We start from the raw sequence: 13,481 nt of genomic DNA, 5'->3' as shown, positions 1-13,481 counted from the left end.
GGTCTAACTTGTATCATCATCAACGATAAGAGGGAGGGTTTTGAATGAATGTCTGGTTTGTTTTATTGAACATTTTGGTGTTTCTTGTTCTCATTGGTGTATTATTTCATATGCAAAGAAAAAATGTTTCGTTTTCAAAACGGGTGTTTGCCGCGCTCGGACTGGGGATTGTTTTCGGACTCGGTTTACAGTGGGTGTATGAGGCAGGCGATGAAAATGTAACCCAATCGATTGAATGGTTCAATATTGTTGGAACAGGTTATATAAAGCTTCTTCAAATGATTGTCATGCCTCTCGTGTTCGTGTCAATCGTATCAGCTTTCACAAAGCTGAAACAATCTTCTAATCTAGGAAAGATATCTGTATTGATTATCGGGTTGCTTGTAGGCACGACGGCTGTTGCTGCTGCAGTCGGAATTGCAACAACCGCAGCATTCGATTTGGAAGCCATCCAAATCGATCAAGGAAATGCCGAAGCGGCAAGGGGTGTTCAACTAGAGGAAAGGGCTGCGGCTTTAGAAGGTCAAAGCTACCCTCAAAAAATCCTGGAGCTCCTGCCTCAGAATCCTTTCCTTGATTTGACCGGAGAAAGAGCCACATCGACCATTGCTGTCGTGATATTTGCAGGATTTATCGGTATCGCCTATTTAGGGGTCAGACGGAAGGAACCTGATACGGCTGAATCTTTCAAAAAAATCGTGGATTCAATCTATGCGGTCGTGATGAGAATTGTGACCCTTGTATTAAGGCTGACGCCATTCGGAGTGCTTGCCATTATGGCAAAAACGGTGGCACTGAGTGATTTCGATGCCATTATGAAGCTGGGTGAATTTGTAGGAGCATCCTATATCGCATTGATCGTCATGTTCTTGATCCACTTAATCTTGCTGACACTTACTGGACTGAATCCGGTCACGTACGTGAAAAAAGTGCTTCCCGTATTGGCTTTTGCCTTTACCTCCAGGTCCAGTGCAGGGACACTGCCCCTTAACATACAAACTCAGAAGAATAAACTGGGTGTGTCAGAAGGGATCGCCAACTTCTCGGGATCTTTCGGTTTATCCATCGGGCAAAATGGGTGTGCCGGTGTATACCCGGCAATGCTTGCCGTCATGATCGCGCCAACGGTTGGAATCAACCCTTTTACCCCTTCATTTATTTTCACACTTATTGCTGTCGTGGCCATCAGTTCCTTCGGTGTCGCCGGAGTTGGTGGCGGTGCAACCTTTGCCGCTATCCTCGTTCTATCTGCCATGGATCTGCCGGTAGCGTTAGCGGGCCTTTTGATTTCGATAGAGCCTTTAATCGACATGGGGCGGACAGCCGTTAATGTGAGTGGTGCGATGACATCGGGTATCATAACGAGTAAGGTAACGGGAGAACTGGATACTGAAACCTATAATAAAGAAATGATTGAAGCGGAAGCTTAAAAATAGGGCTGGCTCATACTAGTATGAGCCAGTTTTTTGATAAGGAAAGGAAAATCACATCTTTTTTAAGTGGTTATGATTGAAAATTCAGACTATATTATTTACTATAGAATTAACATACCGACTGGTTAGTATCTTTGGTGTGGATTGAATGTATGGAATAAGGAGGCAGGAATATGAATGTAAAGGACTTGTTTGATTTATCAGGTAAGGTGGCACTGGTGACTGGAGGAGGAAGGGGTCTTGGAAAGCAGATCGCCACAGGATTTGCTGAAGCAGGGGCCAATGTTGTAGTCTGTTCAAGAAATGTAGATGCATGTGATGAAGTCAAAAAAGATTTAGAGGGTATGGGTGTTCAAGCTCTTTCTTTTCAATGTGATGTCACGAATCCGGAAGATGTCGAGAGGGTTGTGGATGAAACCAAAAAAGCATTTGGCCGAATAGACATCCTGGTGAATAACAGCGGAGCTTCATGGGGGGCGCCTGCAGAAGAAATGCCTCTTGAGGCATGGCATAAAGTCATGAATGTAAATGTGAATGGGACCTTCATTATGTCACAGGCCGTAGGAAAGTTGATGTTAGAGCAGCATGAAGGGAAAATCATCAACATCGCGTCTGTAGCTGGGCTGCAAGGTACGGACCCAAGGTATATGGATGCCATCGGATATAGTACAAGTAAAGCAGCGGTCATCAACTTCACGAAGGATCTTGCCGTGAAATGGGGATCTCGTGGCATCCATGTTAATGCGATTGCACCAGGCTTCTTTCCGACAAAAATGTCAAAGGGAATCCTCTCCCATGCCGGGGAAGCCATTTTAGAAGGTACGCCATTAAATCGATTCGGCAGCGAAGATGATTTAAAAGGAGCGGCTCTATTCTTGGCTGCCCGTGCATCTGATTTTGTTACGGGTTCGGTCCTTGTGGTGGATGGCGGCTCATCAGCCATGTAACAAGTAAGATTTATTCAATAAGGAAGGATGGATGTCATGGATTTCTCCTACTCTTCAAAAGTACAAGAATATCAAAATAAACTATCCCGGTTTATGGAAGATTACGTATACCCGAATGAATCACTATATGATGAACAGCTTAATAAGCAAGAAACACGCTGGAATGCCGTCCCGCCCATCATGGAGGAGTTAAAATCCGAAGCAAGGAAACAGGGGTTGTGGAATTTATTCCTTCCACAGAGTGACCTTGGCGCTGGACTGAACAATGTAGAGTACGCACCACTCTGTGAAATCATGGGGAGGTCCCTGATTGGACCGGAAGTGTTTAATTGCAGTGCCCCCGACACAGGGAATATGGAAGTGTTAGAGAGGTATGGGTCTTCTGCTCAAAAGGAGCGATACCTTATGCCGCTCCTGAACGGTGAAATTCGCTCATGCTTTTCCATGACCGAGCCTGATGTCGCTTCATCTGATGCAACAAACATTAAGTCAAGTATCGTACGGGATGGAGATGGATACATCATAAATGCCAGGAAATGGTGGTCTTCCGGTGCTGGAGATCCCCGATGCCAGTTTTCAATTTTGATGGGAAAAACAGACCCTGATGCAAATCGTCATGAACAGCAATCCATGATTATCGTACCTCTGGACGCGAAGGGTGTGAAAATCGAACGGATGCTACCTGTTTTCGGTTATGATCATGCTCCTCATGGTCATGGGGAAATCACCTTTACTGATGTGCGGGTGCCCCTTGAGAATATCATTTGGGCAGAAGGGAAAGGTTTTGCCATTGCCCAAGGTCGATTAGGTCCAGGCAGGATCCATCATTGCATGCGTCTAATCGGTGCAGCGGAAAGAGCGCTTGAAGATTTATGTAAGCGTGTTCAAGATAGAGAAGCGTTTGGTAAGACGCTCTCAAGTCAGGGGGTAGTCAGGGAATGGATCGCGGATTCACGGATTGAAATCGAACAGGCACGACTGCTGACCATGAAAGCCGCTTACATGATGGATACCGTTGGGAATAAACTAGCTAAACAGGAAATAGCAATGATAAAGGTTGTGGCTCCTTCGATGGCTTTACGGGTGATAGATCGCGCCATTCAGGCATTCGGGGCTGCAGGGATATCAGGAGATCATTCCATGGCTGCACAATGGGCGAATGCCCGTACATTACGTCTTGCCGACGGGCCCGATGAAGTACACCGTGCACAACTCGCAAAATTAGAACTGAAAAAATATCAAAAAGCCTCTCTGGTAGAGAGCTAAGAAGTGAGAGTGATTGAATATGAGGCTATCGGGAAGGGTTTCGATCATAACAGGAGGAGGCGGTGGAATTGGACGGGCGACAGCTCTAAGGTTTTCTGAGGAAGGGGCATCTGTGGTCGTGGCAGATTTGGATGAATCGAGTGGGGAAGAAACAGTAAGACTCATCAAGGAAAAAAATGGGCGTGCACTGTATGTAAGGACAAATGTAAGAGAAAGTGGAAGCATTCAAAAGCTCGTACATAATACGGTCGAGCAGTTTGGAAGTCTGGATATTCTCGTTAACAATGCCGGAATCGGACAGTCGGAAGTCAGAGGTGTCGATTTAGAAGAATCAGAATGGGATGATGTCCTTGATACCAACTTAAAAAGCATATTCCTGGGGATGAAATATGCTGTACCGGAATTGGTGAAAAAGGGTGGGGTCATCGTGAACGTTTCCAGTCTTCTCGGATTGAAGGGAAGAAAATACGTATCAGCCTATAATGCGGCAAAAGGCGGAGTGGTGTTGTTGACACAAAATGCCGCACTGGAGTACGGAAAAGATCGTATCCGGGTGAATGCTGTAGCTCCTGGTGTCATCGATACGAACATCATTGAGGGGTGGAAGAGGGATGAAAGGAAATGGTCGGTCATTTCTCAATCCAATGCCCTCAGGAGGATTGGAAACCCGGATGAAGTGGCATCTGCGATTTTGTTTCTGGCTTCGGATGAAGCATCATTTATCACGGGAGCCACATTATCAGTAGATGGTGGTGGATTAATCTATTAGACAAGACAAAGGTGTATGAATAATTTGAAATGAAAGGAATGATACTGTGACAACTAAATCCTGGCACGCTCATTACCCTGAATCGTTCGAGACTGATATCCCGGCAATTGATTTCTCAATACCAGATATGCTCCAACAAACTGCTTCCAAGTACCCTGCGCATCCTTGTATAAGCTTCTATCAAAAGCGCATGACGTATGGTGAACTTCAAGGTGCCGTTACATTGTTTTCTTCTTCCCTCCAGCAAATAGGGACAAAGAAAGGAGACCGGGTTGCCATCATGCTCCCTAACTGTCCACAATATGTCATTTCATATTATGGAATCCTTACCGTAGGTGGTATTGTCACACAGGTGAATCCGATGTCCGTTGAAAGGGAACTCATTCACTTACTAAATGACTCAGGGGCTGAGACAATCGTTGTATTAGACCGCTATTATCGAATCATAAAGTCCATTCAAAAAGAAACAAAGGTGAAAACGATCATCGTAGTCAGCTTCCAAAGTGAAACACCAGATAAGGACTACACGTTTGATGAATTCTTAAAGGATGGAGACGAAGGGCTTGCTCCTATATCCATACAGCCAGAAGATGTGGCAGTTCTTCAATATACGGGTGGAACGACCGGCGTGTCAAAGGGAGTGATGCTTACGCATAGCAACATTCTTTCAAATGTCATACAGAGTCAAAACTTTTTTAAAGATAGTATTAAAACAGGGGAAGAGAGAAGTCTGAGTGTGATTCCCTTCTTTCATGTATTTGGTATGAATTCATGCATGAATTTTTCCATCTATTCTGCGAATGAAATGATCCTGCTGCCGCGTTTCGAGCTCTCAGAAGTGTTAGAAACGATTAAGAAGGAGAAACCTACGCTATTTCCGGGTGTGCCGACCATGTATGTGGCGATTACCAACCACCCCTATGCAGAAGAATATGGAATTGATTCGATCAAGTTATGCAATAGCGGCAGTGCTCCCATGCCTGTGGAGCTATTAAACCAATTCGAGAAGAAAACAGGGGCAAAAATATTGGAAGGGTATGGTTTGTCCGAAGCGTCTCCGACGACCCATTGTAATCCCGCATTTGCAGAAAGAAAGCCTGGAACCGTCGGAATCGGCCTCCCATCTACAGATTATAAGGTAGTTGATTTGGCTACTGGTACGAAGGAAGTTCCTCCTGGTGATATAGGAGAACTAATCATCAAAGGCCCCCAAGTCATGAAGGGCTACTGGAACTTACCTGAAGAAACCTCCAATGCCCTTCGTGATGGATGGCTTTACACAGGAGACATTGCCCGGATGGATGAAGAAGGGTATGTATCGATAGTAGATCGCAAGAAAGACATGATCATTGCTTCAGGATATAACGTGTATCCCCGGGAAGTGGAAGAAGTCATCTATGAACATCCGTGCGTACAGGAAGCTGTCGTGATTGGGGTCCCGGATTCCTATCGGGGAGAAACCGTGAAAGCCGTGATCGTGTTAAAGTCGGGGGAAAAGGTGTCACAACAAGAATTGATCAGGTTTTGCCAAGAGAATATGTCTTCATTCAAAGTACCAAGGATCATCGAATTTCGGAATGAACTTCCAAAGACGAGTGTAGGGAAGATCTTAAGAAGGGCCCTCCGGGAAAGTGTGATATAATTCAGTTGATATTTGCAGATTGAGGGGACTTCATATGAAAGAAAAAATGACAGAACAAGCAGTGCGGTTATTTGATGAAAAAGGCTTTACCGTCACTTCCATTCAGGACATAGTCGAATCGATCGGAGTGACAAAAGGTACATTTTATTATTATTTCTCCAGTAAAGAAGAGCTTTTAAAGGAAATTCACCTTAGATATATAGATGGCTTATTGTCCAAACAGGAAAGAATACTGGAAGATGACAGCAAACGATTCCGTGAGAAACTTTTTGATATCATTCATCTTTCCATTGTGGACATCAAAGAGCAGGGAGCCAGTGCGAAAGTGTTTTTTAGGGAGATGAGACATCTTAGTAATGAGAGCCTGGACCAAATCGAACCAAAACGTGATATGTACCGCTACAACATTGAAAAGCTCTTGATAGAAGGAAGAAAGTCCGGAGATTTCCGAAACGACTTTGACGTTTCCGTTGTCGCTTTCGGTATACTCGGCATGATGAACTGGAGCTATCAATGGTATAAGCCGGGTGGGGAGAAAACGGATAAAGAAATAGCCGGTACGTTTGTCGATATGGTCTTAAAAGGAATTGAATCAGAATAAAGGGGGGAGCGGTTCAATCAATTCCTCTGCCTCCAACATACCGACTGGTTAGTATTTTTAAAGGAAGAAGGCGGATAAATGGAAACCATCAAGGTAAAAAGTAGATTTTGCGAGACAGATGCGCTGGGGCACATTAACAATACTACCTATTTTGTCTACTTAGAAGAAGCACGAATTCATTTCTTTCAAACAATCGGATTCGACATGGATGTAAAGGATTGGCGGTTTATTTTAGCTTCCACCAAATGTGATTTCGTATCTCAGGGTTATTTCAATCAAGAACTGGAGATTACCACCTATATCTCCAGGATCGGATCAAAAAGCTTTCAGTTAGAGCATGATATTTTGTGTGCGGATTCTCATCAATTGATTGCAAGAGGAAACGCGGTAATTGTTTACTTTGATTTCAAGGAACAGCAAAGTAAAGCAATCCCTGATTTATTAAAAACTCAGTTGAACACTCATTTTCGCTCTGAGAAAACTGAATATTCTTGAATTTAGGAGGGGCTAAGATGACTGAACAGGTAGAATATGAAACCGTTTCAGTTCGAAAAGGAGAAGAATTAAATGAGAGCCGATTAAAGGACTTCCTGCTTGAGCACTTTCCCTTTTTGCAACCAGAAGAATTGAGTATTAAGCAGTTTTCTGCAGGACACTCAAATCTTACGTATCTACTCTCGATGGGGAAATGGGAAGGGGTTTTGAGACGTCCCCCTTTAGGGCCGGTCGCACCGAAGGCACATGATATGAAAAGGGAATTCAGAATCCTTTCAGAAGTTCAACCTTTATTCGAGGCTACACCTATACCATATGTATTCTCTGATAATGAAGAGATTGTCGGAAGCCCATTCTTTATCATGGAACGGAAAAGGGGGGAAGTATTTGATACATCCTTCCCCCCTCATCTTGACGTGACACCTGAAATGTGCGGGAGAATCTCGAAAGAAATGGTTTCAAAATTGGTCGAGCTTCATTCCATTGATCATACAAAAACAACACTTCATGAAATCAGTAGACCCGAACATTTTATGGAGAGACAGGTTTACGGGTGGATCAATCGTTATGAACGGGCCAAAACAAGTGAGATTCGTGAAGTGAATCATCTGACACAGTGGTTAATCAAAAACGTTCCAGAAAATGCTGAATCGACAATCATTCATTATGACTTTAAATTAAACAATGCCATGTTTTCCAATGACCTGACTTCCATGCTGGGGTTATTTGATTGGGAGATGGCAACCGTCGGAGACCCCCTTGCAGATTTGGGCGTCGCCATGGGGTATTGGATCCAGCAAGATGATCCTGAATTGTTAAAATTCGGATTAGGTAAGCCTCCAGTGACAACGATGGACGGTTTTTATAGCAGAAGACAATTTATCGAAGAATATGCCAGAAAAAGCGGAAGGGACGTAAACCATATTCATTTCTATTTGTCTTTTGCCTACTTTAAACTCGCAGTTATTGTACAGCAAATCTATTACCGCTTTAAGATGGGGCAGACAAAAGATGCCCGTTTTTCTCGATTCGATCGGTTTGCCGAGTCTTTGATTACACTGGGTAATCAGGCTGCATTTAATTCCAAGGAATAAAAAAGGGGATGATTACGATGCAATCACTATTAGTTGAAAAGAATGATCGGGTGTTGAATCTAATCTTAAACAGACCAGACAGCTTAAACTCATTTGATGAGAGCATGCTGACTGGAATGATTGATGCGTTAGAAGAGGCTGAACAAAAACAGGAGATCAGGGCGATCGTGATCAGCGGAGCCGGGAGGTCATTTTCTGCCGGAGGAGACGTGAAAACGATGGGTAGTGCTTCATCAGCCCAAGTCTATGAACATATCGGAATACTAAATTCTTGTATAAAAGCCATTAAGAAGATAGAAAAGCCGGTCATTGCCGCCGTCCATGGTTTCGCCGCAGGAGCTGGATTTAATTTAGCTCTTGCATGCGATTTAATCATTGCATCTGAGAGTAGTCAATTTGCACTGAGTTTTTCTAAAGTAGGGCTCATTTCTGATGGAGGGGGCTCGTATTTTCTTCCACGGTTGATCGGTCCTCATCTTGCAAAGGAGTTCTTCTTTACAGGAGAACCTGTATCTGCACGGAGGATGTATGAATTAGGGGTGATCAATAGACTGGTACCGGCTGATCGATTAGAGGAAGAGACAAAGGAGTTGGCTACTAAACTAGCTACGGGGCCAAGCAAAGCCTACGGAATGATGAAAAAAATGATTGATCGTTCATACACTGCCACACTTGATGAAATATTGGAACAGGAAAGAATCACTCAAACGTTGATGATATCAACGGAAGATCATGTAGAAGGAGTTTCAGCGTTTAAAGAAAAAAGAACCCCATCCTTTTCGGGGAATTAGGAGGAGTACAGATGAAAGCGATCCAATTTAAGGAGTTCGGTGGTCCCGATGTTTTGAAGAATGTGGATATTGACATGCCTTCACCTGGGGGGAGAGAAGTATTGATCCAGGTGCATGCCTCTGCTGTCAATTATGCGGATACTGCCCGGCGCGAAGGACAATATGTGGTAAAGACCCCCCTTCCATACATTCCCGGAGCGGAAGTATCCGGTATTGTAACCGAAGTCGGAGAAGGTGTGACCAGGGTCAAAAAAGGAGACCGGGTTGTAGCGATGATGGATTCAGGAGGGTATGCAGAATATGCCCTGACAGATGAACGATCGATCATCCCCCTTCCATATGGCTTGGATTTCAAAGAAGCGGCCGCGATTCCTGTACAGGGGTTGAGTGCGTATCATATATTGAAAACACTTGGGAGATTACAGCACGGTGAGACCGTCCTCATTCATGCAGCTGCAGGTGGCGTTGGGCTCTTTGCCGTTCAACTCGCCAAACGATTCGGTGCCGGTAAAGTGATCGCCACTGCCAGCACAGAAGAAAAGCTTCTCCTTGCAGAAGAAATGGGGGCAGATGTATTAGTCAACTATACAGAGGATGATTGGGAGAAAAAAGTCTTGGATGCTACAAGCGGAAAAGGTGTGGATCTCGCATTAGAGATGGCAGGTGGTGATGTCTTTTATAAAACATTAAAGTGCCTCGCCTATTTCGGGAGAATGATCATTTACGGTGTAGCAAGCGGCGAGCAAAGTAGGTTCTATCCATCTTCATTAATGGCCAAGAATCAGTCGGTTACCGGTTTCTTTCTTCCTCCTTTGATGAGAGATTCCGAACTGACCCAGAAAACCCTTCACGAGATCTTTCATTATGTGGCGAATGGTGATGTAAAGGTCACAGTCGGTCACGTGTTTCCGCTTGAAGAAGCAGCTAAGGTTCATTCCCTCATGCAGGGAAGACAAACCGTTGGAAAAGTGATTCTGAAGCCATAAATTTTAAAAAGGGGGAAGAAAGATGAACTTACGCCTATCAGATGAACAAAGGATGATTCAAAAGACCATTCGTCGATTTGTAGAGAAAGAATTGATTCCTTTAGAAAATGAAGTGCTTCGAAATGAAAGGGAAGGCAAGCCCAGTCTCTCTCCAGAAAAAAGGAAAGAGCTGCAAATGAAGGCAAGGGACGCTGGATTCTGGGGAATCAACACTCCGGAAGAATACGGAGGGGCAGATCTCGGTCAAATGATGATGGCCATAGTCTATATGGAAATCTCCAAGACCTTTGTTCCATTCTCCTTTGGCGGTTATGCGGATAACATACTTTATTACGCCAACGAAGAACAGAAGAAAAACTACTTGATTCCAACCATTAATGGAGACAAGAAATCATGTTTTGCCATGACGGAACCTGGAGCGGGATCTGATACCCGTAATATCCGTACCACAGCAGTGAAAGACGGAAACGAATGGATATTAAATGGAGAGAAAACGTTCATTACGGGTGGAAACGAAGCAGATTTTGTCATGGTCATGGCCGTCACGGATAAAGAAAAACACCAGCTTACCGGGAGAGACGGGGTCACCTGCTTCATTGCCGATAGAAGTATGGGCTGGAAGTCCGAATATATCCATACGATGGGTGAATGGGGACCGGCGAGCCTTATTTTTGAAGATGTAAGGGTTCCTGAGGAGAACATCCTTGGTGAAATCGATAGAGGCTACGACCTGGGCTTGGAGTGGATCGGTTTTGCCCGCTGGATCGTAGGTGCCCAGGCGGTTGGAGCAGCAGAACGCCTTCTTCAAATGGCCATCAACTATTCGAAAGAAAGGGAAACCTTTGGAAAACCTATCGCCGACCGGCAGGCCATCCAATGGCAGATTGCAGATTCTGCCGTGGAAATTGAAGCGGCCCGCTGGCTCGTGTTAAATGCAGCCTACACGCTGGATCAAGGAGAAGACAATCGTCATGTGGCGTCCATGGCAAAACTCTATGGATCCAATATGGGAAATCGAGTTGTCGACCGTGTCCTGCAAATTCACGGGGGGATGGGCTACACAAGAGAGCTTCCTATTGAACGCTGGTATCGTGAAGCCAGGTTATGGCGAATTTATGATGGGACCGATGAAATCCAAAAGCTGATCATCTCAAGGAATTTATTAAAGGGACATGTGAAACTGGGGCAATTTGTATAATTTGATAAGGAGGCAATAGGAATGGGAAAACGATTCGCAGGTAAGGTGGCATTGGTGACTGGTGGTAGCAGAGGGATCGGCAGGGCGATTGCGGGATTACTGGCTGAAGAAGGAGCAAAGGTGGCCATCATCGATGTGAATGAAGAGGCGTTGAATGAAGCAAGTGAGATATTTAAACCTTATGAACTGTATACAAAAGTTGCAAATGTCGTAGAATCACAGGAAGTTGAACATGCGGTCAAAGAAGTGTATGAATCCTTTGGTTCCCTTGACATCGTCGTCAACAATGCAGGAGTTATCAGGGATAATCTACTATTTAAAATGACCGAGCCTGATTGGCAGACCGTCATGGATGTGCACTTGAAAGGCTCATTCAATGTAGCGAAGGCGGCGCAAGTGTACATGGTGAAACAAAAGTATGGACGGATCATCAATATATCCTCCACCTCTGCACTCGGAAACCGTGGACAGGCAAACTATGCTACAGCAAAAGCGGGTCTTCAAGGACTTACGAAAACTCTTGCCATTGAGCTCGGACCGTTTGGCATCACGACCAATGCGGTAGCACCAGGATTCATTGAAACTGATATGACGAAAGAGACGGCGAAACGAATCGGAATCACATTCGAGCAACTGGTAGAAGCAAGTCTTCAAGAAATCCCGGTAGGAAGAAGCGGGCAGCCAGAAGATATAGCGAATGCAGTGGCCTTCTTTGCAGATGAAAAATCTTCATTCGTCAATGGTCAGGTTCTTTACGTTGCAGGGGGACCGAAAGCCTAAAGAAAGAGGTGCAGGATATGTTTGAATCATTTATCGGAAAACGTTCGACTCCCATTGAAAATCAGGTAGAAAGAGGAGCGGTTCGTAAATTTGCTGAGGCCATAGGGGACCCTCATCCTCTGTATGTGGATGACGCTACCGGGAAACGCTCCAGGTATGAAGGGAACATCGCTCCTCCCACTTTTCCAAGAGTGTTGGGCTTTGGATCGGTCGAAGGCCTTCATTTACCAAACGTTGGTTTGATTCACGGTGAACAATCCTTTCATTATGTAAGGCCATTGAAGGTAGGGGAAAGCATCCAATGTTACACGGAAATTAAAGACTATTATGAACGGAAAGGGACAGACGGGGCTCTGGGTTTTCTGGTAATTGAAGACGTGGGTGTAGATTTGCACGGGGAGAGGATTTTCACTTCCCAAGCGATTGTCATTATTACAGAAGCAGTCAGAAAGAGGTTGAGTAAATGACTACACTACAATCAATTCATATAGGGGATACACTGCCTCCGGTTGAATTGGCACCGGTATCGAGAATTGACCTGATCAAATACGCAGGGGCTTCCGGGGATTATAACCCAATCCATACCATTGATGAGGAAGCCCTGAAACTTGGCCTTCCAGGAATCATCGCTCATGGTATGTGGACGATGGGCAATGTGTCAAAACTATTCACTCCTCATTATGAAGAAGGGTTTATCAAGGATTACACTGTACGCTTTAAAGGGATGGTCATGTTGAATGATATGATTACTTTACGAGCTAAAATGGTGGATAAAAAGGATAACTCACTCCATTTTACTGTTACTGCAACCAATCAAGTCGAGAAAACCGTGATTGAGGGTAAAGTCGTCTTTGAGTTATTGACTAGTTGAAGAGAAAATGATGTTCAAAATATACGACATATTGCTTTCTAAAAATAATGTTGTAAATCGAACTGGGGTCGAATAAACATAAAAAGAATGGAAATCTCAAGAAAATGAGCCTAAAGACATAAATCCGATCGAAAAACTCGGGTTGACTTCTTGGTGGATTGTGATATTATTTAGAATATTAAAATTAATAACTCTTATCCAGAGTGGTGGAGGGATCTGGCCCTGCGAAACCCAGCAACCTACGTTATGTAAGGTGCTAATTCCAGCAAAATGTGAAGCCATTTTGGAAGATAAGGTATTCTTACCTGAACAACTTTCCAAAACGGAAAGTTGTTTTTTTATTCACTCTTCATATGGGTATGGTGGAAGATTGGGGGAATCAAATGACAAAAGAAAAGAGCCATCAGGCACAGTTTGACATGGTAGCAGAGAAGATCCAGTCTATGCTTGAAACCATGAGCTATGGTTCAATCACGATTGTCGTTCAAGATGGGAAGGTCATTCAATTAGAGAAAAATGAGAAAGTCCGAATCAAATAAGCTGACTAGACAAACTAGAGGCGCATAACAAAGATAAGGGACACCCTTTATCTTGTTATCGCCTCTTTT

15 protein-coding genes and 1 riboswitch are annotated in these 13,481 nt (G+C 44.2%); all 15 genes read left to right on the top strand.

Translation table 11 applies throughout. The features are described 5' to 3' along the window. Positions 1-44: 44 nt before the first annotated feature. The 15 genes from ACIGG7_RS15680 to ACIGG7_RS15610 all read left to right on the top strand — a co-directional run bounded on the left by ACIGG7_RS15680 (position 45) and on the right by ACIGG7_RS15610 (position 13,412). Positions 45-1,430, top strand: a complete 1,386-nt coding sequence (locus ACIGG7_RS15680; protein ID WP_224940699.1) for an L-cystine transporter — start codon at positions 45-47, stop codon at positions 1,428-1,430. 176 nt (positions 1,431-1,606) lie between these two features. Next, the gene (locus ACIGG7_RS15675; protein WP_397550220.1) at positions 1,607-2,380 is read left to right on the top strand and encodes an SDR family oxidoreductase; all 774 of its coding nucleotides are present in this window, start codon (positions 1,607-1,609) and stop codon (positions 2,378-2,380) included. A 36-nt stretch (positions 2,381-2,416) separates the two neighbouring features. Then, positions 2,417-3,646 (top strand): acyl-CoA dehydrogenase family protein, encoded by a 1,230-nt coding sequence (locus tag ACIGG7_RS15670; protein WP_397550219.1) that lies wholly within the window; start codon positions 2,417-2,419, stop codon positions 3,644-3,646. Between the two features lie 19 nt (positions 3,647-3,665). Further along, positions 3,666-4,415 (top strand): SDR family NAD(P)-dependent oxidoreductase, encoded by a 750-nt coding sequence (locus tag ACIGG7_RS15665; protein ID WP_224941324.1) that lies wholly within the window; start codon positions 3,666-3,668, stop codon positions 4,413-4,415. A 46-nt stretch (positions 4,416-4,461) separates the two neighbouring features. Then, positions 4,462-6,057, top strand: a complete 1,596-nt coding sequence (locus ACIGG7_RS15660) for a long-chain-fatty-acid--CoA ligase (RefSeq protein ID WP_397550218.1) — start codon at positions 4,462-4,464, stop codon at positions 6,055-6,057. A 34-nt stretch (positions 6,058-6,091) separates the two neighbouring features. Next, positions 6,092-6,658, top strand: a complete 567-nt coding sequence (locus ACIGG7_RS15655) for a TetR/AcrR family transcriptional regulator (RefSeq protein ID WP_397550217.1) — start codon at positions 6,092-6,094, stop codon at positions 6,656-6,658. Between the two features lie 78 nt (positions 6,659-6,736). Continuing rightward, positions 6,737-7,153 carry an acyl-CoA thioesterase gene (locus ACIGG7_RS15650; protein ID WP_224940704.1) on the top strand — a complete coding sequence of 139 codons (417 nt, stop codon included), beginning with the start codon at positions 6,737-6,739 and terminating at the stop codon, positions 7,151-7,153. Between the two features lie 17 nt (positions 7,154-7,170). Then, positions 7,171-8,247 (top strand): phosphotransferase family protein, encoded by a 1,077-nt coding sequence (locus ACIGG7_RS15645; RefSeq protein WP_397550216.1) that lies wholly within the window; start codon positions 7,171-7,173, stop codon positions 8,245-8,247. Between the two features lie 11 nt (positions 8,248-8,258). Next, positions 8,259-9,038, top strand: a complete 780-nt coding sequence (locus ACIGG7_RS15640) for an enoyl-CoA hydratase/isomerase family protein (protein WP_397550364.1) — start codon at positions 8,259-8,261, stop codon at positions 9,036-9,038. Between the two features lie 11 nt (positions 9,039-9,049). Continuing rightward, positions 9,050-10,024, top strand: coding sequence for a quinone oxidoreductase family protein (locus ACIGG7_RS15635; protein WP_397550215.1), 975 nt, complete (start codon positions 9,050-9,052; stop codon positions 10,022-10,024). A 22-nt stretch (positions 10,025-10,046) separates the two neighbouring features. Continuing rightward, positions 10,047-11,222, top strand: coding sequence for an acyl-CoA dehydrogenase family protein (locus tag ACIGG7_RS15630; RefSeq protein WP_397550214.1), 1,176 nt, complete (start codon positions 10,047-10,049; stop codon positions 11,220-11,222). Positions 11,223-11,243: 21 nt separating this feature from the next. Beyond that, positions 11,244-12,002, top strand: a complete 759-nt coding sequence (gene fabG, locus ACIGG7_RS15625) for a 3-oxoacyl-ACP reductase FabG (protein WP_224940709.1) — start codon at positions 11,244-11,246, stop codon at positions 12,000-12,002. Positions 12,003-12,019: 17 nt separating this feature from the next. Beyond that, positions 12,020-12,469 carry a MaoC family dehydratase N-terminal domain-containing protein gene (locus ACIGG7_RS15620; RefSeq protein WP_397550213.1) on the top strand — a complete coding sequence of 150 codons (450 nt, stop codon included), beginning with the start codon at positions 12,020-12,022 and terminating at the stop codon, positions 12,467-12,469. Then, positions 12,466-12,873, top strand: coding sequence for a MaoC/PaaZ C-terminal domain-containing protein (locus ACIGG7_RS15615; protein ID WP_224940711.1), 408 nt, complete (start codon positions 12,466-12,468; stop codon positions 12,871-12,873). The genes ACIGG7_RS15620 and ACIGG7_RS15615 overlap by 4 nt, the downstream gene beginning before the upstream one ends. A 191-nt stretch (positions 12,874-13,064) precedes the next feature. Then, positions 13,065-13,170: riboswitch (SAM riboswitch) on the top strand. A 122-nt stretch (positions 13,171-13,292) separates the two neighbouring features. Then, complete coding sequence (locus tag ACIGG7_RS15610) at positions 13,293-13,412, top strand: YezD family protein (protein ID WP_397550363.1); 120 nt, start codon at positions 13,293-13,295, stop codon at positions 13,410-13,412. The last annotated feature ends 69 nt before the right edge of the window (positions 13,413-13,481 follow it).

The organism is Rossellomorea sp. NPDC077527 (assembly GCF_044542955.1).
Lineage (GTDB): Bacteria > Bacillota > Bacilli > Bacillales > Bacillaceae_B > Rossellomorea > Rossellomorea aquimaris_E.
Note: the sequence above shows the minus strand (reverse complement) of the source record. Positions and strands in the feature narration are given on the sequence as shown.